This is a genomic window from Flavilitoribacter nigricans DSM 23189 = NBRC 102662 (assembly GCF_002646595.1).
Taxonomy (GTDB): domain Bacteria; phylum Bacteroidota; class Bacteroidia; order Chitinophagales; family Saprospiraceae; genus Flavilitoribacter; species Flavilitoribacter nigricans.
Genome location: NZ_PDUD01000027.1, coordinates 1 through 26,048, shown reverse-complemented (window position 1 = coordinate 26,048; position 26,048 = coordinate 1). Strand labels below are relative to the sequence as shown.

The window sequence follows — 26,048 nt, the reverse complement described above, 5'->3', positions numbered from 1 at the left end:
TTTTGTTGGAGATGGGCAATGCCAATTCCGGCGCCCCCACAACCGCCGGTGTAAGTGAAGACGGATATCCCGCTTCCTACCCCTATTCCGACGGAGGTCCGGTACAGATATTGAATGGGGCCGATCAATTACCCCCGGGCTCTGAAAAATCCTCGCCGGTCAGGCGGATGCTTTCCCCCTCTTCCAACTCCAGCTCCAGCGTTCTATCCCCGTAGCGTACCTGCCCCATTTTCCCGGACAGCGAAGTAATGGCCGCTGTGGTCAGTTGTCCGTCGGCCCACTCCAGATCTACGGTAAAATTGCCCCGGCCTTTCAAACCGGTAACTTTCCCGGAGGGCCAGGCATCCGGCAATGCAGGTAACAGCTCAAGCACGTCATTCTGAGATTGCAGTAATAGCTCAGCTACTCCGGCGGTAAAACCGAAATTACCGTCGATCTGAAAAGGAGGATGCATATCGAACAGGTTGATCTCCGTTGATCTTTGCAGGAAAAGACGCAGATGTTCATAAGCCATATTACCGTCCAGCAGGCGGGCGGAAAAGTTGACGAGCCAGGCCCGGCTCCAGCCCGTTCCGGCACCGCCGTTGGCCAAACGGAAATCCAGCGTATTTCGGGCGGCCTGAAAAAACTCGGGCGTTTCCGTCGCGGTAATGGTGTGTCCCGGATGTAAAGCGTACAGGTGCGACATATGGCGGTGCCCTTTTTCGGGTTCGTCGTAGGGCCGATCCCATTCGAGCAGTCGACCATCGGGACCGATCTGCAGGCCCGGATGCATATGCTCCCGTTTCTGCTTTACGGCCCGGGTGAACTCATTCGTTATATTGAGGATACCGGCGGCTTCCAGGGTATTATCAAAAACTTCGGCAATGATCTGCTGTCCCATGGCCGTACCCAGTGCTACCGCCGCCGAATTGCCGTCGGCCGCGATATAGGAGTTTTCCGGAGAAGTGGAGGGAAAACCGATCCAGGTCCCATCATCCGGATGCTCGGCCAGCCAGTCCAGGTAAAATTCGGCGATAGCCTGCAAGGCCGGGTAAGCGCGCTCCCGCAGGAAAGTCTCGTCCTGGGTAAATCGGTAATGCTCCCACATGTGTTGTACGATCCAGCCGCCGCCGTGTATCCAACTCCCCCAGTAGGATTGAGCGGCCCGCATCCAGGTAGGCGCCCAGAGGTCGGTGGTATGGTGGATCACCGATCCCTGCATCCCGTATTGTTCACGGGCGGTGTTTCGGCCCCGTTCGATCAGTCTTTCGATAAAGCTTAGTAAAGGTTCGTGGCATTCACTCAGACTGGTCGGTTCGGCGGGCCAGTAGTTCATTTGCAGATTTATGTTGAGATGATAATCTGCATTCCAGGGTGCCTGAATGTGCTCATTCCAGATCCCCTGCAGGTTGGCCGGGTTGGTACCCGGACGGGAACTGGAGATCAGAAGATAACGCCCGTACTGGAACATCTTTGTGATCAGTCCGGGATCTTTCGCTCCCTCTTTTACGCGCTGCAGGCGTACATCCGTAGCCAGGGTGTCCAGGTCCCAACCGCCCAGGTCCAGAACGGTCCGTTGGTACAGGCTCTGAAAATCCTCAAGATGCCGATCCAGCAGTTCTTCGTAGGAACGGCCTTCCAGTGCGGCCAGTGTTTGCCGGTTTTTCGCCCGGAAATCCTCTTCGTAAAATGACGTAGCGCTTACCAGGTAGATGGATAGCTGCTTTACCCCCTGAATACTCAGACTCGTATCTCCCGGCGTGACGGTTCCTCCTTCGTGATGGATCTGGGCCACTGTTTCAAACTCAACACCGTAATCCATGGGTTTGGGTTCACCGTCAATCGCCCCTCCGTACTGCGTGACGGTTCCCTGCATGACTAATTCGTTATTGCCATTGGGACTCACACTTACCGTTTCCTGGCCCTTATCCAGCGGCCGGTCGAGGCTCAGTTCCAGATCTAATCCCTCCGGACTGGTAGTTTCCAGTCGGATCACCAGTACATCATCCGGTGCGGAAGTGAATACCTGCTCCGTAATGCGAGCTTCACCCACTGTATAGCCTACTCGTACCAGGGCAGAATCCAGACTTAAAGACCGGCGATAGTCCTTTACATTCTCGAAAGGAAAATCCAGGTACAGATCCCCCATGGTCTGGTGGGAGCGGACGACCGCTTTCCGCGAAAAACGCTCTACGATCTCGCGGTCGGCTTCGTGTACTTTGCCTTCCAGTACGAGTTGTCGCAGGAATTCGAGGTCGGTGGGACCACCTTTGGAATCGCCCAGATCCGGGCCACCCGGCCACAAGGAATCTTCATTGAGTTGAATGCGCTCCCGGGTAACGCCACCGAAGACCATCGCTCCCATCCGGCCGTTCCCTACCGGTAGGGCGTGGTTCCATTCGGAGGCCGGGCTTCGGTACCAGAGTGTCTCCGGGTAGGGAGTCGCCGTTTCTGTTGGAGATTGGCAGGAGGAACAAATAATGGCAATACCACTGATCAGAAGGGGTAAAAGGTGTCGGAAAGTCATTACGAATATTTTCGGTTAAAAAACTGATGATCAAGGCTCCTTCAGCCAGCTGGGAAAATACTTCGTCCCTAAACCAAAGATGAGCCACACGCTTTCCTGGCGGTGGCTCATCCCTCGTACGCTCACTGGCGTTCAACTTCGGCTGATGCCCGAAATATTTACTACCGCAGATCTTTAATCCGGATATTTCTGAATTTCAGTTCCGAGCCGTGGCCCAGGAATCCGATGTGGCCACTGGTCCGCTGCAGGCCCGGATGTTCCCGACCGTCCATAGTACCGTTTTTGCTCGCTTCCAGGAAATCGCCGTCTACGATCATCTCCCCATTCAGCGTAATCTGGATCTTGGACCCTTTGACCATAACTTCTTCCTGATTCCACTCCCCTACTGGTTTGAGGAATCCCCTTTTGGCCGGGATGATCCCGTACACCGAACCGTGGTACTGGTAAGGCTTCAGATTGGCGTATTTTTCGGCCGTGTTATCCAGGATCTGAAGTTCTTTTCCCTGGTAAGCCGCATCTCCTTCCAGCGGTGCGTGGATTCCCAGTCCGTTATTGGCTCCGGGCGTCAGCTGGAACTCAAAGCGGAGAATGAAATCGCTGTATTCTTTTTCGGTAAAGAGGTTACCGCCACTGCCTCCGGCATCGGGTTGTACGACGATCTCTCCGTTGACGGCCTGATAGGCGGTCTTGTTGCCGACCCATCCGTCGAGATTCTTGCCGTTAAACAGATCGACAAATCCCTTTTCGGAAGAAGCGCCCTGCTGGGTGGCACAACCGGAGATCAGCAGCACGATCGGTAATATAAATGACAGTAGCCAGGTATTTTTCATAAGTCTAATGGTATTATTGATCAGTTGTGAAGGAATAACTGTAAAACAAAACAAGAAGGGCCGAGAAACCAAATACTTTTTTTGCTATTGGGTAATCTTTTTTGATGGGCCATGAAAAGACCTTCTAAGTTTTGCAAACTTAGAAGGTCTGAACGCTCCGGTTTAAACCAGCTCTCCCGTATCACCCGGCTCAAAAACCCAGACTAATAGCTTTTTCATTAGCTGCCATAAAAACACCCAATCCCCCCGTGATATTGGTAAACGTTGGTGTAGGATCCGCTACACCCAGTCCGGACTCCAGAGATCGTTTATCCAATAAATAGAGGTAGTACTCGGCGGAAACGGAGGTCAACCGGAAACGAAGAGAGTTAAAGGGTCGTTTTTCTCCGGATGGCAGCCAGGCCTCACCACCCAGCCCGAAGTGAAGGTCCAGACTGAACGGCTCTCCGTCAAAGCAGGTATCCAGCATGTAGGTATTATAAATGCCGCAAAACTCAAAATTCTTGGATCCGACCACAAAAACACCATTCAGATCCGAGGCTCCCGGTACCTCGGGGCGGGCGAAGTAGGTATAATAATTTTCGCCGGGCCGGTCCAGCAGGGAAAAAGTCAGTTTGGCCTCCGGCTCATTGGAGGGCCACATTGCTCCGGTAAAATTCAGATCCGCCTGAAACTGCAAAATGTTTTCCGGGATCGTCACAGATGAACTGTAGGCAGTACCCAGCTCATCGTGTATCACTTCCACCCAATACCGACCGCCGACTGAGAAATGAAGCTGCTCGGTACTGGTATAACGGCCATTGCCCCGGTGTTCCAGTCGGCCGATCAGGGTATCCCCGTAGATATACACCTCGGCATCGGTAACCATCAGTTCTTCGATCACCCGGTAGCTACCGTAAGGGGCAATACTTCTCGAAACATAGACATTCGCTCCGGCACCCGTAGACACCGTACCGACAATTGCCAACTGCTCTCCGGGAAAGTCAACCTGATAATCCACGACTTTCCGGCAAGCGGTCAACGTAGAGATCAATAGCAAAAAAAGGATAGTGGTTCTCATTATAAAGAAAAGGTGTAATTAACAAATGGGAGGAAACGAAAAAAGGACCAGATATTGGCCCGGTTGCCAACGGCCAGTTTGGGTTCGGTATACCCCGGAGGCTGCCGGTATTCCAGGTTGGGTTCGGCGATCATATAGTAGGGATTATTGCGGGCGTAAACGTTGTAGATCCCAATGTTAAAGGTCCATTGTCGCCCGGAAGGATATACTCGGTGTCGTCGAAAGGCGATGTCCAGACGGTGATATAGTGGCGTTTTTTCATTGTTGCGCCCTTCGTAAACGGCTACTGGAAAATTACTGATCGGGTCGAAATACAGGGAGTGCGGTAAGGTAAGCCGATAACCGCTGTTGAGAACGAATGTGGTTAGAAATTCCCAATGATTACTCATTTTCCAGGCACCGGTTACGGAAACATCGTGCCGCCGATCAAACTTGCGAAAGTACCAGTTCCCATCGTTGATCCGGTCAAATCTCACTTCACTGGTAGACCAGGTATAAGCCAGCCAGCCGGACAGCCGCTCCCCTTCGTGGCGGAGCATCACTTCCAGCCCTCCGGCGCGACCGAGCCCATCCAGTCCGGAATTGATCTCCCATTGGTCCAGGTCGGTTTGCAAAAAGTCCACTCCCGGCAGCGGATCCACCAGGCGGCGGTACTTTTTGTAATAAACTTCGGCCGAAGCAAACCATTCTTTACCGATCGGCCGCTCCGCACCCAGCGAATAATGAATTACCGATTGCGGCCGCACGCCCGCTTTGGCACTCACCCAGATGTTATTGGAGATCCCAACTGCATTAGCGGTTAGCAAATGTAGGGGCTGATGCATGTGGGCATAAGCGGCTTTGAAAAGATACGGACCGGCACGAAGATCCATACTTAGGCGGGGCTCCGGATAGGCATATTGCTGCCCACCGGCCACCCGGAAAAAAGCGAATCGAAGGCCACCCGTCAGCTGCAGACGTTCGCCCAGGCGTATCTCGTTTTCTACGTAGGGCGCCAGACGCAGGACCCAATCCGTCATGGCGGCGCCCAACAAGGTGCTGTCAATGCCCGAGCTGACGGATACCGAGCGCGGGTTGATACGCAACAGACCTCCTTCCAGACCAAAATTGAACTGCCAGTCCCGGGAAGCCTGATAATCGGCATCCAGCTTGGCATCCCATTCCTGGATGAACGCCTGACTGAGCAACGGACTGATCGCCCCGCTAACATCCACCAATTTCTGGGAAAGGCTCTGTTGGTAGCGATTATAGGTCAGTAAGCCCTGCAGGAACAGTCGCTTCCCAGTTGCCCGCGCGTAGCGAAGGCTGGCGGTACGGTTGCCCCAGGAAGATTTTAGCTTGGATTTTTGTTCGCGGGTCCACTGTTCTGCGATCAGCCAGTTGTCCCAACTGGAATAAGTAGAAAGGGATAAATTGCTCTTGTCCGTTTTGAAATTCAGCTTACCGTTAAGATCGTAGAAGTAGTAATTCTGATAGCCGTCTCCTTTGCCCCCCAACAGCAACAACGCGGCCAGGTGAGCCGACCGGGCGCCGAAGGTATAGGATAATTTATTCTTCACGATCGGTCCTTCCAGCAATAAACGGGAATTAACCAATCCAATGGTCAATTTGCGTATCGTCCTTTGCTTGTCCCCCTCTTTTCCACTCACATCCACTACCGAGGATAAGCGCCCACCGTAGCGGGCCGGAAACGCTCCCTTATAGACCTGAATGTCCTTGACTACATCGGGATTGAAAGGAGACAGCAGACCGAACAGGTGATTGGCGTTGTACACTTTTGCCCCATCGTAGAGGATGAGATTCTGATCCGGCGTTCCTCCGCGAACGTAAATATCCGAAGTGCCGTCAGTGCCGTTACTGATGCCGGGCGTCAGGGCCAACGCTTTGAAAGGATCCGGGGCGCCCAGGAGAGGAGGCACTTTATTCAGTTGCTCCATCGGGATCATGGTCCGCCCCAGTTGCCGGCTTTCGCCGGCCGTCGAAGTACCGTGAACTTCCACTTCGGGAAGCTCGGCCGCCTGCTGCATTCCGATCTTCAAAGGGCCACTACGGGCTACGGCTATAGTAGTATCCACCGTTTGGTAGCCGACGTAACTGAGCTGAAGCCGGAGGCTGTCTTCCGGAGATATCATTTGAAAGAAACCGAAGGCATTCGTAGTGGTACCGGTTTGGCTTTCCGGATCGTAGATGTGAACGCCAATCAGGCTTTCACCACTGGCTTTATCGGTAATGTATCCGGATAGATGCTGGCCCGATAAAGGACATACTGGAAAGGAAGCAGCCGCGAGCAGCAACGAGTAAAAGAGCGCAATTCTAAACATAATCATCAGGTATTCAGCCCTAAAGATGGAGCGGAGGGGGCTTAGGGTTGGTTGTTGATATCAGACTTTTGGGCTTTCTCAGACTTTCTAAGTTTTTGAAACTTACACTATCCCATTAGTAACCAGGTGCAGCGCACCGTCCTATTTTCAGACCGAAGGGAAGAAAATAAATAGAGCTACAGCGTAGCGACCTAATGGATATAGTGCTGGAGCAAATTTGGTGCGCTGGATCTATTCTTGGATAAAATCTTAGGAAAATCATATCTCCCTACATTACGGTATGTGCTTTCAGACTTTCTAAGTTTTTGAAACTTAGAAAGTCTTGGCTTACCCCAAAATAGAAAAGCATTTACCGGAATTGCTATCCGATAAATGCTTTTCAATACAGTGAGAGCGATATGCTCACGGTTGATTATGGGATGATTACCCGAAAATTCGCTTCACTACATTGATCGGGTTCAGACTACTGGCGTTGATGTCTCCCCGCTTGTATTCTTCAACAAAATATTTTTTCAGATCACCGATGGAAGCATCTTCCAGCGTACCGCCGTCCTGGAAGTGAACTTTATAAAATTCACCTAAAGTGGCGATGTACAGGCCGGCAATTGCAGCACCGGACAAACCTTTCGTAGGCGCGCTTACGCCCGGAATGATCTTGGTAGCCATCGCTGCAACCTGGGTAACTACACTACCCAAAGCAGAATTGACCAGCACATTGATCTTCCGGCTCGTAAAGGGGATATCATACAATTTGCACAGGTCCCGCACGAGAAAGAATTGAATGCCGGTGATCACCGCCGTAGATACGACCGGGATCGGCACAAAACTACCACCGGTAGCGGCAATGATATAATTACGGATGATCTTATTAGCTTTTTCATCGTGAATCGGGGGAACGATAGCTTCTTCCTTTACGGTATTTATTACATGGTTTTCAGTCATGGTCTCGGGAGTTTATTGAATTAGTTTTTTGATTTAAAACACTTAATGTATCACTTTAAAAACAGGAAATTTCCGGGTCGTGTTCGATTATTTAACGTCTCCCGGCATCCGGCGAACTATCCGGGATCTCCGGTTAGGGCAAAAAAAAATCCGGAGCGTTTCCACTCCGGATCTTTTATATCCTTTCTGCCGACAGGCAGATTTTATACTTGTTCGTTCGGTAAGATCAAAGATCAGATCCCTGGTTGATCACCGGGAATCTTTCCCTTTTTCTTATCCTAATTCTTCGTCCATTTCCTCGAATTCCTCCATGTACTGACCGCCGTGACGTTCCTGATTCTCTTTCGTATTCACGTAGAGATCACGGAATGAAGGCAGCCCCGTACCGGCCGGGATCCGCTTACCAACGATAACGTTCTCTTTCAAGCCCATCAGCGAATCGGCTTTGGCACCGATGGCCGCTGTACTCAGTACCTTAGTCGTTTCCTGGAAGGACGCAGCTGAGATCCAGCTCGTCGTACCCAGAGAAGACTTGGTGATACCCTGCAGCAGGGAACTTGAAGTAGCGGCAATCGCATCGCGATACTGAACGATAGCCTTATCGTTGCGCTTGAGGTAAGAGTTCTCTTCCCGCAGTTGGCGCAGCGTTACCAGCTGACCAGGCTTCAGACGGGTAGATTCTCCACTGTCGGTAACGAATTTCTTGTCGAAGATCCAGTCGTTGATCTGGAGGAAATCGTATTTTTCAACAGCTTCACCTTCCAGGAATGGCGTATCACCCGGATCCTCGATCTGAACGCGGCGCATCATCTGACGTACGATCACCTCAATGTGTTTGTTATTGATGGTGATACCCTGCGAGCGGTATACTTCCTGTACTCCGTTCACCAGGTAAGTTTGTACGGCGAATGGCCCTTTGATCGCCAGGATGTCCCGCGGAGCCGTAGCACCGTCGGACAGTGGTGTACCTGCCCGTACAAAGTCACCTTCCTGGACCAGGATGTGCTTGGACAGACCGATCAGGTATTTACGTACCTGCTCGTCTTTGGCAGTTACCATCACTTCACGATTACCCCGCTTGATCTTACCGAAAGAAACGACACCGTCGATCTCGGATACGGTAGCCGGGTTAGATGGGTTACGCGCTTCGAACAATTCGGTTACCCGTGGCAGACCACCCGTGATATCCTGGATCTTACCCAGTTTACGCGGGATCTTCACCACTTTGCTACCGGCTTTCACTGCATCTCCGTCTTCAATAGAGATGTAAGCGCCCACCGGCAGGTTATAGCTACGCAGTTCCTCACCATCCGGACTGATGATCTTAATGATGGGGATCTTACGCTTGTTCTTGGATTCAATAATTACTTTCTCCGCATAGCCGGTCTGATCGTCCCGCTCGATGCGGTAGGTCACACCTTCTTCGATATCTTCGAATTTGGCAACACCGGAGAATTCGGAAACGATCACCGCGTTAAACGGATCCCATTCCGTGATCAGATCACCCTTCTTCACTTCCTGCTTATCCTTCACGTGGAGGATAGAACCGTAAGGAATGTGGTGAGAAGCAAACTGCTTACCGGATTCAATATCCAGAATTCTTACCTCACCCGTCCGGGAGAGTACGATATTCTGCTTGTTACCCTGATCATCTTTGGTCTCGGTCACCCGGATACTGTCAAATTCCAGCTTACCGTTGAATTTGGAAACGATCTCCGATTCCGTTTTCGACAGAGATGCAATACCACCAACGTGGAAGGTACGCAGCGTCAGCTGGGTTCCCGGTTCACCGATGGACTGCGCCGCAATGATACCCACGGCATCACCCATTTCTGCGATCCGGCCGGTAGCCAGGTTCTTACCGTAGCATTTGGCACATACGCCCCGCTTGGCCTCACAGGTCAGTACGGAACGGATGGTTACCATTTCCACATCGAGTTCTTCGATCTTGGCAGCCATGATAGAGCCAATGTATTCACCGGCTTTGAGGATCACTTCGTCCGTTTCCGGATGCAGGATATCGTGCAGCGTATAACGACCTTCGATTCGGGAAGACAGGTTTTCGATCACCTTGTCATTATCCTTGAAGGCCGTCGTTTCGATACCACGCAGGGTATGACAATCGTCCTCCATAATCACTACGTCCTGAGAAACGTCTACCAGACGACGGGTCAGGTAACCGGCATCCGCCGTTTTCAGAGCCGTATCCGCAAGACCTTTCCGGGCACCGTGCGTGGAGATGAAGTATTCCAGTACGGACAATCCATCCACGAAGTTGGAGAGGATCGGGTTTTCGATTACCGCCCCGCCGGAGTCACCGGATTTCTTCGGTTTGGCCATCAGTCCCCGCAATCCGCACAACTGCTTAATCTGCTGCTTGGAACCCCGGGCACCGGAGTCCAGCATCATGTATACGGAGTTGAAACCTTGCTTGTGGGCCGCCAATTCGCGCATCAGCGTATCCGTGATCCGGTTATCGGCGTAGGTCCACTTATCAATGATCTGGTTGTAACGCTCGTTGTTGGTGATCAGACCCATGTTGTAGTTATCCCAAACTTCGTCAACCTCAGTTTGCGCTTCCTCCAGCATGGATTGTTTGATCGACGGCGTGATCAGGTCACCCAGGTTGAATGACAGACCACCTTTGAAGGCCCACATAAACCCGAGTTCCTTGATGTTATCCAGGAAGTCCGCTGCTACCGCGAAACTGGTACGTTCGATAACGCCACCGATTACCTTTTTCAGGTTTTTCTTGGTCAGCAGTTGGTTGATGAAAGGCACATCTGCCGGTACGCTTTCGTTGAAGATCACCCGGCCGCAGGTCGTATCGATCCGCTTCATGACCCAGTTTCCTTCTTCATCTTCGGTGCGTACCCGCACCTTGATCGGTGCGTGCAGTTCCAGCTGGCCTTCGTTGTAGGCGATCACCACCTCTTCGGCGGAGTAGAACGCCCGGCCTTCCCCTTTCACCTTGATCTCATCGGTAGACCGACGCTCTTTGGTGATGTAGTACAGTCCCAATACCATATCCTGTGAAGGCAGGGTGATCGGAGAACCGTTCTGCGGGTTCAGCATGTTGTGAGCGGACAGCATCAGTACCTGGGCTTCCAGAATAGCCGCCTGGCTCAGCGGTACGTGTACCGCCATCTGGTCACCGTCAAAGTCGGCGTTGAATGCCGTACACACCAGCGGGTGCAGCTGGATAGCCTTACCCTCGATCAATTTCGGCTGGAAGGCCTGGATTGAAAGACGGTGCAGCGTCGGGGCCCGGTTCAGCATGACCGGGTGTCCTTTCAGAATATTTTCGAGGATCTCCCAGATCACCGGATCCTTGCGATCAACCAGTTTCTTGGCTGACTTTACGGTCTTAACGATACCGCGCTCGATCAGTTTCCGGATCACGAAGGGTTTGAACAGCTCGGCTGCCATCCCTTTCGGAAGACCACATTCGTGCAATTTCAGCGTCGGTCCTACCACGATCACCGAACGACCGGAGTAGTCCACCCGTTTACCCAACAGGTTCTGGCGGAAACGACCTTGCTTACCTTTCAGAATATCACTCAGCGATTTCAACGCACGGCCACCTTCCGCTTTAACGGCATTGGATTTCCGTGAGTTGTCAAACAGTGAGTCGACTGCTTCCTGCAGCATCCGCTTCTCGTTACGCAGGATCACTTCCGGCGCTTTGATCTCGAGCAGACGCTTCAGACGGTTGTTCCGGATGATCACCCGACGGTACAGATCGTTCAGATCCGAAGAGGCGAAACGACCACCGTCCAGAGGTACCAAAGGACGGAGTTCCGGCGGTACAACCGGCAGATACTGGATCACCATCCATTCCGGACGGTTCTCGATGCGGGACAATCCGTCGCGGAAAGCTTCTACTACACGCAGACGCTTCAGAGCTTCGGATTTACGCTGTTGCGAGGTTTCGTTGGCTGCCTGGTGACGCAGTTGGTAGGACAGGCTGTCCAGTTCCATGCGCATCAGCAGTTCACGAATCGCATCAGCTCCCATTTTGGCTACGAACTTGGTAGGATCGGAATCATCCAGTTGCTGATTTTCTACGGGAATAGTATCCAGCAGTTCCAGATATTCTTCCTCACTCAGCAGATCCATTTTCTCTACCTTGCCTTCCATGATACCCGGCTGGATCACTACGTAACGCTCGTAGTAGATGATCGATTCCAGTTTTTTGGAAGACAGTCCCAACAGATAGCCGATCTTATTGGGCAAAGATTTGAAAAACCAAATGTGTACGACCGGTACGACCAGTTTTATGTGGCCCATACGCTCCCGCCGTACTTTCTTCTCGGTAACCTCTACTCCACAACGGTCACAAACGATCCCTTTGTAGCGAATCCGCTTGTACTTACCGCAGTAACACTCGTAATCCTTAACCGGACCGAAGATGCGCTCGCAGAACAAGCCATCGCGTTCCGGTTTGTAAGATCGGTAGTTGATGGTCTCAGGCTTGAGCACCTCACCGTACGATCTTTCCAGGATATCATCCGGAGAAGACAGCGCAATGGTTATGCTATCAAAGTTTTGCGTTTGAACTTGATTCTTCTTTTTAAAAGGCATACGCTGTTTTTATTAGAGGTGAGAAGTGGCGAATGAAAAAGAAGTGAAACATTGGGATTCCACTACTTTTTCATCGTGCACTCACTCACAATTAAATTATTAGTCAAATTTCACATCGAGCGCCAAACCGCGCAATTCGTGTACGAGTACGTTGAACGACTCGGGGATACCCGGTTCGGGCAGATTGTCCCCTTTCACGATGGCCTCGTAAGCCTTGGCTCTACCGTTGATGTCATCCGACTTGATCGTCAGCAGCTCCTGCAGGATGTTGGACGCACCGAATGCTTCGAGTGCCCAAACCTCCATCTCACCAAAACGCTGACCACCGAACTGTGCTTTACCACCCAGCGGCTGTTGCGTAATGAGCGAGTAAGGACCGATAGAACGGGCGTGCATCTTATCATCCACCATGTGGGACAATTTCAGCATGTAGATCACCCCTACCGTAGCCTGCTGGTGGAAGCGGTCACCGGTTTCCCCGTCGTAGAGGTAGGTTTGACCCAATTCCGGCAGACTGGCCTGATCGATGTACTCCTGGATCTCATCCTGACGGGCACCGTCGAAGATCGGCGTACCGAATTTCATGCCCAGCTTTTCGCCGGCCCAACCCAGTACGGTTTCGAAGATCTGCCCCAGGTTCATCCGTGAAGGTACACCCAGCGGGTTCAGTACGATATCCACCGGAGTTCCGTCCTCGAGGAACGGCATGTCCTCCATCCGAACGATACGAGACACGATACCTTTGTTACCGTGACGACCGGCCAGCTTATCACCCACTTTCAGCTTACGCTTCTTGGCCATGTAAACTTTGGCCAGTTTGAGTACGCCGGCGGGCAGCTCATCACCGATACTGATGTTGAATTTCTCGCGCTTGTAGCGACCTACTTCTTCGTTGAAACGAATGCTGTAGTTGTGCAGCAGGCGAGCGATCAGATCGTTGGTGTGGCCATCGTCGGTCCAGTTCGTATAATCCACCGTCTGGTATTCGATATCCCGCAATAATTCGGTACCGAATTTGGTGCCGGACGGGATCAGCATTTCGCCGTAAATACTCTTGACGCCCTGTGATTTGCTTTCTTTCAGCAGCAGCAGCAGTTTATCGATCAGGATCGTCTTCAGCTCGTTCACCGCAATCTTGTGCTGATCATCGAGTTTGGACAACAGATCTTTTTCCTGTGCCTTCTGTACTTTATCTTTCTTCGCCCGGGCGAACAGCTGCTTATTAATAACAACGCCTTTTGTGGAAGGCGGCGCTTTCATGGAAGCATCTTTAACATCTCCGGCCTTATCACCGAAGATCGCCCGCAGCAGTTTTTCTTCCGGAGTCGGATCGGATTCCCCTTTCGGCGTGATCTTACCGATGATGATATCTCCTTCTTTCACCCAGGCACCCACGCGGATGATACCATTCTCATCCAGGTCCTTGGTGGCTTCTTCACTCACGTTCGGGATATCATTCGTCAGTTCCTCTTCACCCAGTTTGGTGTCGCGCACGTCCAGTTCGAAGTGCTCGATGTGCAAGCTGGTGAAAACGTCCTCGCGAACCACACGTTCGGAAAGTACGATCGCATCCTCAAAGTTGTAACCTTTCCAGGGCATGAAGGCCACCTTCAGGTTCTGACCCAGTGCCAGTTCTCCCAGATCGGTAGCGTAGCCGTCACAAAGGATCTGGCCTTTCACCACCCGCTGACCCCGACGAACGATCGGCTTCAGGTTGATACAGGTACCCTGGTTGGTCCGTCTGAACTTCGTCAGCTGGTAGGACTTGCGGTTATCTTCGAAAGAGATCAGTTGTTCTTCTTCGGAACGGTCGTAGCGGATCACCACTTCGTTGGCATCCACGTATTCCACCACCCCGTCGCCTTCGGCGTTGATCAACATCCGGGAGTCACGTGCTACTTTACCTTCCAGTCCGGTACCTACGATCGGAGAAGAAGGGCGCAACAGCGGTACGGCCTGACGCTGCATGTTGGATCCCATCAGGGCCCGGTTGGCGTCATCGTTTTCCAGGAAGGGGATCATCGATGCGGACACCCCAACGATCTGGTTGGGCGCCACGTCCATGAATTCGATATCTTCCGGTGCCAGTACGGGGAAATCACCGTGCTCACGACATTTAATCCGGTCGGACAGGAAGTTACCTTTCGGGTCGATCGGCGCGTTGGCCTGGGCGATCCGTTTGTAGTCTTCCCCTTCGGCGGACAAGTAGTTCGCTTCGTGTTCCACGTCTACCTGGCCGTCGATCACTTCCCGGTATGGTGTTTCCAGGAAGCCCATCTTATTCACCTTGGCGTGTACACAGAGCGTGGAGATCAGACCGATGTTCGGTCCCTCCGGCGTCTCAATGGTACAAAGGCGGCCGTAGTGAGAATAGTGTACGTCCCGCACCTCAAAACCGGCGCGTTCACGGGAAAGACCTCCAGGTCCGAGTGCCGAGATCCGACGTTTGTGCGTAATCTCGGAAAGCGGGTTGGTCTGATCCAGGAACTGCGACAGCTGACTGGTACCGAAGAAAGAGTTGATCACGGAAGACAGCGTACGCGCGTTGATCAGGTCAATGGGGGTAAATACCTCATTGTCCCGTACGTTCATCCGTTCGCGAATGGTCCGGGCCATACGGGCCAGACCTACGCCGAACTGAGCGTAAAGCTGCTCCCCTACCGTCCGTACCCGGCGATTGCTCAGGTGATCGATATCGTCGATCTCTGCTTTCTGGTTCATCAGGCTAACCAGGTACTTCACGATGGAAATGATATCTTCCTTCGTCAGTACCAGTACCTCCTTGGAGATATCCAGTCCCAGCTTGCGGTTGATCTTATAACGGCCTACCTCACCGAGGTTGTACCGCTTATCGGAGAAGAACAGCTTGTCGATAATACCACGAGCTGTTTCTTCATCGGGGGGATCGGTACCGCGCAACTGGCGGTAAATATGTTGAACCGCTTCCATTTCGGAACTGGAAGGGTCTTTTTGCAAGGTGTTATATATAATGGAGTAATCGAGATCGATATCCTCTTTCTGCAGGATAACGGTTTCGATCTCCGCGTCCAGGATCTCTTCGATATTGTCCTCGTCCAGAACGATATCCCGTTCGAGGATGATCTCATTCCGCTCGATGGTAACCACCTCACCGGTGTCCTCATCTACGAAATCTTCTGTCCAGGTACGCAGTACGCGGGCGGCCAGTTTGCGACCGATCGCTTTTTCCAGTTCTTTGCGTTCCGCCGGTACTTCGTCGGCCAGATCGAAAATATCCAGAATGGATTTATCCGAATCGTAACCGATGGCCCGTAGCAGGGTCGTTACCGGGAATTTTTTCTTACGATCGATATAGGCGTACATCACCGTGTTGATATCGGTCGCGAATTCCATCCAGGCTCCCTTAAATGGAATGACCCGTGCGGAATAGATCTTGGTACCGTTGGGGTGGAATGATTGCCCGAAGAATACACCGGGAGAACGGTGCAACTGCGAAACGATCACCCTTTCGGCGCCGTTGATGACGAATGTTCCCTTCGGGGTCATATAGGGAATGTTCCCCAGGAATACATCCTGCACGATGGTCTGGAAGTCGATGTGTTCCTCGTCATTACAGGACAAACGCAGCTTAGCCTTCAGCGGAACGCTGTAGGTCAAACCACGCTGCATACACTCCTCGATGGTATAGCGGGGAGGGTCAACGAAATAGTCCAAAAACTCGAGAACAAAAATATTTCGGGCATCGACGATGGGAAAGTTTTCCTGAAAAACTCGGTAAAGTCCTTCATTAACCCTATTTTCGGGCGTCGTTTCCAATTGAAAGAATTCCTGGAAGGATTTCAATTGGATCTCGAGAAGATCAGGATACTGGGAGGAAAGTTTTATCTTGCCGAAGCTTACTCTCCGCTCTTCGGCTGTTTGCACCTTACCGTTTGAAGTCATCTGCAAATTTTTGTTTGATTAGCGGCTCTCCTTACTTTATAACGAGAACCTCCAATATAGTAATATACTCCCGAGAAGGAAAAAAGTTTAATCCGTATTTCAGAAGAGGCTTAAAAGTGCCTTCCGACATATACTGGAATAGGCTTAGCCAGTTAGTAACAACTCGCTAAGCCTTAAAGTTCCAAAAATCCGATCATAGTGACCGGATTTTTGGTTTCTGGCTGAAATTACTTTAGCTCTACAGAAGCACCAGCTTCTTCCAAAGCAGCTTTGATGCTTTCAGCTTCTTCTTTAGCAACACCTTCTTTCAGGGTAGCCGGAGCACCGTCTACCATTTCTTTAGCTTCTTTCAAGCCAACGCCGAGAAGGTTCTTAACTTCTTTTACTACTTTCAGCTTAGCAGCACCAGCTGAAGTCAGTACGATATCGAATTCGGATTTTTCTTCAGCAGCTCCGCCGCCTTCTCCGCCGCCGGCAGCAGGGCCAGCAACTGCTACTGCCGCAGCAGCAGGTTCGATTCCGTATTCTTCTTTCAGGATAGTAGCCAGTTCGTTTACCTCTTTAACGGTAAGGTTTACCAGCTGTTCTGCAAAATCTTTAAGATCTGCCATTATAAATGGTTTTAAAAGTTGACGATAAATAATTTATCGTGCGATTTTAACTTGGAAGCCTAAATTAATGTGTTGGTCCACGCACATCGACCAACGGCCCGTTGTCCGTACTGCCTTAAGCAGCGCGCTCTTCCAGTGCCTTGAGCAGGCCGGAGATCGTCTGACCACCTGACTGCAGCGAGCTGATAACTGTTTTGGCCGGAGATTGCAGCAATGCAATAACGTCGCCAAGCAGTTCTTCTTTGGATTTGAGCTTGGACAGGGAATCGATCTGGTCATCACCGATGTATACAGCTGACTCGATGTAAGCTGCTTTCAGGATGGGCTTTTCAGATTCCTTGCGGAATTCTTTGAGCACCTTCGCCGGCATGTTCGCCGTTTCGGTGAAGAGGATCGCAGTGGGTCCCTTCAGGGACTCGTATAGTGCGTCGTAGTTCAGCTCTTCCGGAAAAGACTCGAGCGCTTTCTGGGCTAAGGTATTCTTAACCACTTTCATCTCGACTCCTTTCTCAAAGCATAAACCACGGAATTTATTTACCTGCTCTACCGTGAGGGTGGAAGCATCCGTCAGATAAAAATAACTGACATTGGAAAACTTATCCTTCAGCCCTTCAATGGCGGCAGCTTTTTCTGCTTTAGTCATTTCTGTCTAAGTTTAAAACTTACTTAATGGTTTTGGGATCAACCTTGATACCAGGACTCATGGTACTGGCTACCGTGACTGATCTCATGTAGATTCCCTTAGCAGAAGCCGGTTTCATCCGCTGCAGCGTTTGCAGGAATTCATTGGCATTACCGACCAGATTTTCCGGAGAAAAGGAAACTCTACCCACTGAAGTGTGAATGATACCATATTTGTCAACACGGAAAGAGATCTTACCCTTCTTCACTTCTTCTACCGCGGAGGCTACATCCGGAGTTACCGTACCCGTTTTCGGGTTCGGCATCAGGCCACGAGGACCCAGGATACGACCGATACGACCAACTTTGGCCATTACCTGCGGCATTGCGATCACCACATCTACGTCCGTCCATCCGCCCTGAACTTTAGCGACCAGATCATCCAGGCCAACGTAGTCGGCTCCGGCTGCTTTCGCTTCTTCTTCTTTGTCGGGCGTACAAAAAACGGCTACTGTTTTGGTTTTACCTGTACCGTGGGGCAGGCTTACGGAACCCCGAAGTGCCTGGTCGGCTTTACGGGGGTCGATGCCCAAACGCACGTGCAGGTCAACCGAAGCGTCAAACTTCGCAGTGTTGACTTCTTTGACCAGCGCCATAGCTTCTTCCAGGGAGTAGGCCTTTTCGGCTTCTACCTTGGCGTTAGCTGCGGCACGTTTTTTTGCAATTTTTGCCATTGTAATAATTTTTGAGGTAATAACATCTTCTGTACGAATAGTAAGAAGACTCCCTGCATGATAAATTTCAACGTCAATTTCAAGGGCAAGCTCAATTACAAATTTTCATTTGCTCTTGATCTTGGCAATTGTTATTGCTTATTGAATTTTAATTAGTTCTCGTCCCAGGGCGCATCGCCTGAAACGGTGATCCCCATACTGCGAGCAGTACCGGCCACCATCTTCATTCCGGATTCGACAGTGAAGCAATTCAGGTCGGTCATTTTGTTTTCCGCAATGGTACGAACCTGATCCCACGTTACTGATCCAACTTTATTCCGGTTTGGTTCGGAAGAACCTCCTTTGAGTTTAGCCGCTTCCAGCAACTGAATGGCTGCCGGTGGCGTTTTGATAATGAAGTCAAAGGATTTATCCTTATAAACCGTGATGACAACGGGAAGTACTTTACCCTGGTTATCCTGTGTAGCGGCGTTAAAGCGCTTACAGAATTCCATGATATTGACCCCTTTGGCACCCAAAGCAGGACCTACGGGAGGTGCCGGATTGGCTTGCCCACCTCTTACCTGAAGTTTGATAAACGTTTCTATCTGTTTAGCCATGATTTTCCGGTTTTACCAGACTTTGGAATTACTGCCAGACTTTAGGGAAGCTCATCCTTTTTGGTTCTCACGGGCCAATGAGGATTGACTAAAGACACTGAGCAAAATGATATAAAATGTATCTTGAAGTTTTAGGTGAAGTCTATGTTTGTCGTTCGTCAGCAGTCGGTGTCCGATACTGCCGTACCCCTACCGAATAGACGAAGCGTTACGCCTGCTTCTCTACCTGCATGAAGTTCAACTCTACCTCGGTACCGCGGCCGAAGATCTTTACGATCACTTTCAGCTTCTTCTTCTCTTCGTTGACCTCCTGGATATCGCCCACGAACTCGCTGAACGGCCCGTCGATGATCTTGACAGTCTCGCCCACGATGAACGGTTCGATCAGTGATTCGCCGGCGTCCTGTGATTCGTCGACTTTACCCAGCATCCGGTTGGCTTCGGCCGTCCGCATCGGGATCGGCTGGTTGCGGCCCAGGAAGTGGATCACGTTAGGTATATTGGTAATGGATTGAACGATCTCTCCCGAAAGCTTGGAGGGCAGCGCCTCGATCAGAATGTATCCGGGAAGGATGTTGCGTTCGGAAATAACTTTTTTCCCACCGCGGATCTTGTAGACCTTCTCGGTAGGAACCAGTACCTGAGTAATAAAACTATCCCAACCGGAACGCTTCACCTCCAGGTCGATGCGTTCTTTGATCTTTCTCTCTTTCCCACTGATCACACGCAGGGAATACCACTTACCTTCCTCCTCGTAGCTTTGCTTTTTCGGCAAAACGGGCAAGTCGGCAGTAGCATCGTCCTCGTCCTCGTCTTCTTCCTCTTCTCCTTCTTCCTCTTCTACATCCGTGGCATCGTCTTCCTCCTCCTCATCACTATCCAGCGCATCATCATCCTCCAGCTGATCTTCTTCCGAAGTCGCTTCGAGTTCTTCCTGCTCTGAGGATTGCAGTTCTTCTGCCTCCGATGTTACTTTATCCTTTTCTTCACTCATTTGAGTTGGGTTGGGATGGAAATCTATTAAAGGCCGTAGATGAAATTGGTAATGGTCTTGGAAATAGCGTCCATACCAAAAATGATCAGTGCCATTATCGCCGATCCGATGATCACCAGGATCGTACTGCTCTGCAGGCTTGACCAACTCGGCCAGGTTACTTTATGAACGAGTTCATTGTAACTTTCCCGAATATACAGGCTGATTTTTTCCATTGTTTATTATTCAATTTGCACGGGCAGGAGGACTTGAACCCCCAGCCTACGGTTTTGGAGACCGTCGCTCTACCAGTTGAGCTATGCCCGTATATTTTCACCGCAAACCTGTATTATCCTATCTGGCTTCAATCTGAATGATCACGGTGAAAAATCTACCTGTTTTCAGACAGGTTTGGGTGTGAGGAAATCCCCACACCCAATTTTCAGTATATCGCTAAGTTCAACAATGTGAACCTGATATTAGTCCAGGATCTCCGTTACCTGACCAGCACCTACTGTACGGCCACCTTCGCGGATAGCGAAACGCAGACCTTTTTCCATTGCAATGGTGTTCAGCAGGGTAACTTCCAGAGAAACGTTATCGCCAGGCATTACCATTTCAACACCTTCGGGCAGTTTAACGTCTCCGGTAACGTCAGTGGTACGGAAGTAGAACTGAGGACGGTAACCGTTGAAGAATGGTGTGTGACGACCACCTTCGTCTTTACCCAGAACGTATACCTCGCACTTGAAGCTCTTGTGCGGCTTAACGGAACCAGGCTTACAGATTACCATACCACGGCGGATGGCCTCTTTATCGATACCACGCAGCAGCAGACCGGCGTTGTCACCAGCTTCACCACGAGTCAGGATCTTACGGAACATCTCTACACCTGTGATGGTAGAAGTCAGCGGCTTGGCACCTTCAGGCATCATACCTACGATCTCTACAGGATCACCAGTGTTGATCACACCACGCTCGATACGTCCGGTAGCAACCGTACCACGACCAGTGATGGAGAATACGTCCTCGATAGGCATCAGGAACGGCTTATCGATAGCACGTACAGGCTCGGGAATCTCCTTATCAACAGCAGCCATCAATTCTTCGATCTTGGCTACAGCATCAGCATCATCTTCCAGAGCTTTCAGGGCAGAACCCATGATCACAGCAGCGTTGTCACCGTCGTACTCATATTGGCTCAGCAGTTCGCGAACCTCCATGTCTACCAGTTCCAACATCTCTTCGTCATCAACCAGGTCTACTTTATTCATAAACACTACGATGTTGGGTACACCTACCTGGCGAGCCAACAGGATATGTTCACGTGTCTGAGGCATAGGACCATCAGTAGCAGCAACCACCAGGATCGCACCGTCCATCTGAGCAGCACCAGTTACCATGTTTTTCACATAGTCGGCGTGACCCGGACAGTCTACGTGTGCGTAGTGACGATTTGCTGTTTCATATTCTACGTGAGCAGTATTGATGGTGATACCCCGTTCTCTTTCTTCGGGAGCACCGTCAATTGAATCATAATCTGCTTTCTGGGCAAGACCGGACTTCGATAGCACATAAGTGATTGCCGCGGTAAGCGTTGTTTTACCGTGGTCAACGTGGCCGATCGTACCAATGTTAACGTGAGGCTTAGTCCTCTGAAATGTTTCCTTTGCCATCGGTGAAAATTTTTGGATACGAAATTTACCTATTAAAAAATGGGAAAACCTACGAGCCAACGGAGGGATTTGAACCCTCGACCCCTTCCTTACCATGGAAGTGCTCTACCCCTGAGCTACATTGGCAATATGAGTTCACATCATTGCCATGGGGCTTTAGTCCGTAAACTCAAAGAGCGGGAGACGAGACTCGAACCCGCGACCCTCAGCTTGGAAGGCTGATGCTCTACCAACTGAGCTACTCCCGCTTATAAACGGTAGACAACTTAAATTGCCATCCGTTGGTAGCGGGGCAATTGCCTTCCGTTTCAGTGGGGGCGATAGGATTCGAACCTATTCAGTCGTAGACAACAGATTTACAGTCTGCCCCGGCTCTCCAACTCCGGCGCGCCCCCAATTAATATTTTGTCAAAGCAAATGCTTACTCCTTATAAGTATGCACTTGAGCCAGCAGAGGGATTCGAACCCCCGACCCGCTGATTACAAATCAGCTGCTCTGGCCAACTGAGCTATGCTGGCATTCTCCGGCACAAGTCTCAGTGTAGCGCAGGAAAGAGATTAGAATCTCCGACCCTCCCGATAAAATCGGGATGCTTTGACCAACTGAGCTATGCTGGCATTATTTTCCCGCACTAGTCTCAGTTGTAAAGCAGGAAAGAGATTGAAATCTCCGACCCTCCCGATAAAATCGGGATGCTCTGGCCAACTGAGCTATGCTGGCATTCTATCAGGTCAAATCGGCGTTAGTAAAAATGCTTTGATCCTTTATTAGTAAGGATCGGCGGGGTTCGAAAAAAAATCGGAACGCCCTCATCAACTACACCGGAAACTTTTTGTTTAAATGCCCATCTTTCTGGGTCATTTCTCAAAAGCGATTGCAAAGATAGTACTTTCTAAGAAAAGAAAAAAACATTGAATTTTTTTTTCGCTATTTCTTTCATTTTTTTTCCCGCGGTCCGGAATTGTAAAGCTTTTCGGCGGAAAAAAAGTTCCTCTCTGCGAATTGTGGCCGCGAAATAAACACATTTCTGGCAAGGGAGGTAATGTTCGGGCTAAATTTTTAAAAAAAAATTGGCGGTAGCCCAGAATGGGCAAAAAACGGGCCATGGCGGCCGATTGGTACCTATCTATAGATCAATATAAAGTATATCGTTCCCCCCGGTAGGCCAGATCGAACTGCGCCCATTCCTGCGCGCCCGTGCCTTTGGCGTCCTTCAAAAATAGATTGGCTTCAAAAACCACTTCGTTATCCGGGAAGGTCACCTCCACCATTTTGGCGTGCGGCGGCAGGGTACCCAGGCGGATATTGCCGGCGGTGATCAGACGATTATTGGTACGGGGCAGCAGATCCACGTCGCTGGTAATGGCCGAGAACATATCCAGTCCCCGGCTTTTGCCGTATTCCCAGACCTGACGAATGGTTTTGGCCTGCTCGTCGATCTCGTATTCCACCGCGCGGGAATAGGTAAAATCATTCGAGAAATTGCGGGCCAGACCGTTATCGAACATCAGCAGATGACCGTTGTCGAGGACCGTCAGCGCGTGCTGCCCGGTAGGCCAGGAAAATTCATCAGTAGAGGCGACCCCTTCCTGTACCTCTGCCGGTAGTTTTGCCCCCTGGGCATCTACAGCCGTGAGCAGGTACTCGCGGGTATCTAATCCCTGGCCGTCAAAGCCGGCCTTGTCCCAGGAGCGATGCGGCGCCAGTATCCATTGCAATTCATTATTCCGATCCACCTTCAATACGCCCTGGTTCCGGCCGGAGATCACCAGACTCTGATCTTTGGGGTCCTGATCAACGGAATTGATGTGAAACCAGTCGGCCGAGAAATCCAGACTGAAATCCTTCCGGAATACACTGCGGTCCACATCGAGTACCTGCCGCAGGTCCCATTCCCGGATAACTTTCCGGTCCTTATCCACTTCGATGACATAATCGTAGCGGCTTTCCACCGCCTGACCGTCCCGGACAATGCGGGCGTCTTTTTTGGAAGCGCCCATGATCAGGTTGCCGTTATCGAGGGCGATGACATCGTGGTCCGCTGAGAAATCGGTTAACCGATGGTGCTGGATCAATTGCCCCAGACTACTGAGTTCGTAGACCTCCACCCAGCTCACGAAAAGCCAGTTGCCATTTTTCAGGCGGTGCGGGGTGAAAGGAAATGGTTTCACGCCGCTGAGATCCAGGAACCAGCGTACATCACCGTTATCATCAAACATGACGGGAAAGGCATCAAATTCTCCACTGTTGGCAATGAGCACTTCGGCCAGATGGAGACCGGGCTCCATTTTATCGCGCTGGAGGGCTACAATATCGATATCCGGCAAAAAGTCGGGCAGCGGATTGGTAGCGATGAACAACTGGCCGGTATATTCGGTGCCGTTCTCGGCCGTCAGGATCACTTCCACGGTATTCATGGTATCCGGGTACAGCCCCAGTACCGGTATGCGGTGACTGGTCGACACCGTTGGAAAAGACCGCTCCACGGGGATCTTGCCCCCAATGCGGATATCTACTTTACAGGCTTCTTTGGTAGTGAAGGTCAGCTGGGCTCCCAGCGGGGCCACGTTATAAGGATTGAGCTTAATATCGATCATTCCGCTTACGCCCTCCATCAGGGGCTTGGGACCGGATTCACAGCTATGTAGAAAGATGGAGAAGAGGGCCAGCAACAGGCAGGGGGTTAGGGCAGCGTTTTTGAACATACTAGTGAGAATTTGCGCCGAAAGTAAAAGGATACCGCGCGAAAAAAGCAGCTAAAAATTCAATTGGTCGTACAAACTGCAAATTCAAATTTGCATCAAAATTGAATAATTATTAATGGCATATACTCCAAAAAAAACGTCCGGACTGTTGCTTAACAATCCGGACGGGTTTCTTTTTTTTTATGTCTTGAATCTGAAATGGGTTAATATCCTTTTACTTTTTCTTTGTACTTAAGCAATTGCCGCTTTAGTGCATCGGCGGCTCCGTCTATTGATGCTTCAAAACTTTTATTGGTTTCTTTTACGAAGATCGTATCTCCCGGTACGCTGAGGGATACCTCGGCGACCTTGTCTTTGATCTGTCCTGAATTTTCTAATTTTAAAATTACCCGGGCCTCGATAATCCGGTCAAAATACTGTTCCATCTTTGCGAGTCTCTTCTCAATAAAGTTAATCAGTTTCTGATCAGCCTTAAATTGAACGGCTTCGGTGTGCACTTTCATAAAGTCGTATTTTATGATGGGCGGTTGACGATAACCTTGATCAGTCGATGATAGCTGGTTGTTGTTTGTCGGTTTTTTATATCAAAATCAACGAGCTGATCCGGGGGTTATTCAACTATATGCCCAATTAACAATAATAAGTCATGTACAAATTCAAATCATCGTATAATCAAATTGTTATATAATTATAACATCAATCTTCTCCCTTTGGATGGGCCTGCTGGTAGATTTTTTTAAGTTGTTCAATAGAGTTATGCGTATAGATCTGAGTAGCAGCGAGGTTGCTGTGTCCTAATAATTCTTTAATGGCATTGAGATCTGCACCATTTTCGGATAAATGGGTAGCAAATGAGTGCCGGAGCACGTGTGGTCCCCTTTTTTCGCTACTCGTGATCATCGATAAATACCGTTTAACCGTATTGTACACCAGCTTCGGATACAATACCTTTCCCTGATTGGTGAGAAACAGCCGGTCCGGGACTCCGCCGTCAAATTCCCGCTCCCTCACCTGCAGGTAATGCTGCAGCAAACCGATCAGATGAGCCGACAGCGGGATCATCCGTTCTTTATTGCGTTTACCGAAAACCCGCAACAGGGACGAAGACCAGTCGATATCCTGCAGGCGCAGGCCGATCAGTTCCGCCCGGCGGATGCCGGTGCCGTACAGCATTTCCAGGATCATCCGGTCCCTTTGGCCGGGATAATCATCGGAAAAAGTAAGTCGATCCAGTAAGTGGTTGAACTCGGCCGCTACCAGAGTGGAGGGCAATCGTTTGCCCGTCTTCGGTACGACCACTTTTTGCATGGGATTCCGTTTGAGCGCATGGAACTTTTGCAGGTAATTGAAAAAAGCTTTCAATGTCGAAAGTTTCCTGCGTACGGAGTTGGTATGGTATTCGTCTTCCATCATACTCACCGTCCAGGAACGCACGTGAATGGCCTGTACCGCGGCAAGTTCCTCCAATTCGTACTCCCGCCGTAAATAAGCGGCGAACTGCTCCAGATCCTGTTGATAGGCCTGGATCGTGTGTGGAGAAAATCGCTTTTCGTATTGTATATATCGGACGAATTTTTCTATTGTCATATTCCGTAAGTCTCAAGTTGTAAGCTAAAAATCCACAGGAAGATCCCTGTTCTCTTTAATCTATCCGCTGCTGGTTTGGGAGACTGATCTTCATAAGTCCGTCTTTTCCATTCATTTGTGCCTAAGTTCTGATAACTTACAACTTAATCCGCCTATTCAATGTAAGAAAAATGCGAGTAGGAATCAATATTAGGGTAGGAAAAATTGATCGCGGGCGGATATTTAACTACCGGCTGCCGGAGTTTTGGGTGGCAAGGCTGTGTGCCGAACGCGCCGAGGAATATTTTCTTGAAAATTCATCCGGGCGGGTTGTTCGGGGGGGGGATTTCGATTTTATTTTTTATGTTGGAGGTGGGAGGGGTCAGGTGAGAGGG

At 50.5% G+C, this 26,048-nt stretch carries 18 protein-coding genes and 5 tRNA genes; 1 reads left to right on the top strand and 22 read right to left on the bottom strand.

Annotated elements, in window-relative coordinates; all coding sequences use genetic code 11:
- Positions 1 to 124 precede the first annotated feature (124 nt).
- The 22 genes from CRP01_RS22875 to CRP01_RS22750 all read right to left on the bottom strand — a co-directional run bounded on the left by CRP01_RS22875 (position 125) and on the right by CRP01_RS22750 (position 25,674).
- Positions 125 to 2,509, bottom strand: a complete 2,385-nt coding sequence (locus tag CRP01_RS22875) for a glycoside hydrolase family 95 protein (RefSeq protein ID WP_099152436.1) — start codon at positions 2,507 to 2,509, stop codon at positions 125 to 127.
- 161 nt (positions 2,510 to 2,670) lie between these two features.
- Positions 2,671 to 3,339, bottom strand: a complete 669-nt coding sequence (locus tag CRP01_RS22870) for a 3-keto-disaccharide hydrolase (RefSeq protein WP_099152435.1) — start codon at positions 3,337 to 3,339, stop codon at positions 2,671 to 2,673.
- A gap of 190 nt (positions 3,340 to 3,529) precedes the next feature.
- Complete coding sequence (locus CRP01_RS22865) at positions 3,530 to 4,399, bottom strand: DUF4249 domain-containing protein (RefSeq protein WP_099152434.1); 870 nt, start codon at positions 4,397 to 4,399, stop codon at positions 3,530 to 3,532.
- Complete coding sequence (locus CRP01_RS22860) at positions 4,399 to 6,720, bottom strand: TonB-dependent receptor (protein ID WP_170110500.1); 2,322 nt, start codon at positions 6,718 to 6,720, stop codon at positions 4,399 to 4,401. The genes CRP01_RS22865 and CRP01_RS22860 overlap by 1 nt, the downstream gene beginning before the upstream one ends.
- 423 nt (positions 6,721 to 7,143) lie before the next feature.
- Complete coding sequence (locus CRP01_RS22855; RefSeq protein ID WP_099152432.1) at positions 7,144 to 7,662, bottom strand: YcjF family protein; 519 nt, start codon at positions 7,660 to 7,662, stop codon at positions 7,144 to 7,146.
- 273 nt (positions 7,663 to 7,935) lie between these two features.
- Positions 7,936 to 12,246 (bottom strand): DNA-directed RNA polymerase subunit beta', encoded by a 4,311-nt coding sequence (gene rpoC / locus CRP01_RS22850; RefSeq protein WP_099152431.1) that lies wholly within the window; start codon positions 12,244 to 12,246, stop codon positions 7,936 to 7,938.
- A 99-nt stretch (positions 12,247 to 12,345) separates the two neighbouring features.
- Complete coding sequence (rpoB, locus tag CRP01_RS22845) at positions 12,346 to 16,167, bottom strand: DNA-directed RNA polymerase subunit beta (protein WP_099152430.1); 3,822 nt, start codon at positions 16,165 to 16,167, stop codon at positions 12,346 to 12,348.
- A 227-nt stretch (positions 16,168 to 16,394) separates the two neighbouring features.
- On the bottom strand, positions 16,395 to 16,778 hold the full coding sequence (gene rplL / locus CRP01_RS22840) for a 50S ribosomal protein L7/L12 (protein ID WP_099152429.1): 384 nt from the start codon (positions 16,776 to 16,778) through the stop codon (positions 16,395 to 16,397).
- Between the two features lie 115 nt (positions 16,779 to 16,893).
- Positions 16,894 to 17,421 (bottom strand): 50S ribosomal protein L10, encoded by a 528-nt coding sequence (rplJ, locus tag CRP01_RS22835; protein WP_099152428.1) that lies wholly within the window; start codon positions 17,419 to 17,421, stop codon positions 16,894 to 16,896.
- Between the two features lie 19 nt (positions 17,422 to 17,440).
- Entirely contained in the window at positions 17,441 to 18,133 is a 693-nt protein-coding gene (gene rplA / locus CRP01_RS22830) for a 50S ribosomal protein L1 (RefSeq protein WP_099152427.1), read from the bottom strand.
- A 152-nt stretch (positions 18,134 to 18,285) separates the two neighbouring features.
- Entirely contained in the window at positions 18,286 to 18,732 is a 447-nt protein-coding gene (rplK, locus tag CRP01_RS22825; RefSeq protein ID WP_099152426.1) for a 50S ribosomal protein L11, read from the bottom strand.
- Positions 18,733 to 18,940: 208 nt separating this feature from the next.
- Complete coding sequence (nusG, locus tag CRP01_RS22820) at positions 18,941 to 19,507, bottom strand: transcription termination/antitermination protein NusG (protein WP_099152576.1); 567 nt, start codon at positions 19,505 to 19,507, stop codon at positions 18,941 to 18,943.
- 245 nt (positions 19,508 to 19,752) lie between these two features.
- A complete protein-coding gene (secE, locus tag CRP01_RS22810; RefSeq protein ID WP_099152425.1) occupies positions 19,753 to 19,941 on the bottom strand; it encodes a preprotein translocase subunit SecE in 189 nt (62 codons plus the stop codon).
- A gap of 18 nt (positions 19,942 to 19,959) precedes the next feature.
- Positions 19,960 to 20,032: transfer RNA gene (locus CRP01_RS22805), tRNA-Trp, on the bottom strand.
- A gap of 152 nt (positions 20,033 to 20,184) precedes the next feature.
- Positions 20,185 to 21,381 carry an elongation factor Tu gene (gene tuf, locus CRP01_RS22800; RefSeq protein ID WP_099152424.1) on the bottom strand — a complete coding sequence of 399 codons (1,197 nt, stop codon included), beginning with the start codon at positions 21,379 to 21,381 and terminating at the stop codon, positions 20,185 to 20,187.
- Positions 21,382 to 21,435: 54 nt separating this feature from the next.
- Positions 21,436 to 21,507, bottom strand: a tRNA-Thr gene (locus tag CRP01_RS22795).
- A 49-nt stretch (positions 21,508 to 21,556) separates the two neighbouring features.
- Positions 21,557 to 21,629, bottom strand: a tRNA-Gly gene (locus CRP01_RS22790).
- Between the two features lie 64 nt (positions 21,630 to 21,693).
- Positions 21,694 to 21,776 (bottom strand) — tRNA-Tyr (locus CRP01_RS22785).
- A gap of 50 nt (positions 21,777 to 21,826) precedes the next feature.
- Positions 21,827 to 21,900: transfer RNA gene (locus CRP01_RS22780), tRNA-Thr, on the bottom strand.
- Positions 21,901 to 22,515: 615 nt separating this feature from the next.
- Positions 22,516 to 24,087, bottom strand: a complete 1,572-nt coding sequence (locus CRP01_RS22760; RefSeq protein ID WP_099152422.1) for an aryl-sulfate sulfotransferase — start codon at positions 24,085 to 24,087, stop codon at positions 22,516 to 22,518.
- Positions 24,088 to 24,290: 203 nt separating this feature from the next.
- Positions 24,291 to 24,590 (bottom strand): ribosome hibernation-promoting factor, HPF/YfiA family, encoded by a 300-nt coding sequence (gene hpf / locus CRP01_RS22755; protein ID WP_099152421.1) that lies wholly within the window; start codon positions 24,588 to 24,590, stop codon positions 24,291 to 24,293.
- A 193-nt stretch (positions 24,591 to 24,783) separates the two neighbouring features.
- Positions 24,784 to 25,674 carry a tyrosine-type recombinase/integrase gene (locus tag CRP01_RS22750; RefSeq protein WP_099152420.1) on the bottom strand — a complete coding sequence of 297 codons (891 nt, stop codon included), beginning with the start codon at positions 25,672 to 25,674 and terminating at the stop codon, positions 24,784 to 24,786.
- Between the two features lie 170 nt (positions 25,675 to 25,844).
- Here CRP01_RS22750 and CRP01_RS42865 point away from each other — a divergent pair.
- Positions 25,845 to 26,048: hypothetical protein (locus CRP01_RS42865; protein ID WP_222845797.1), on the top strand; the 204-nt coding region annotated here is incomplete at its 3' end.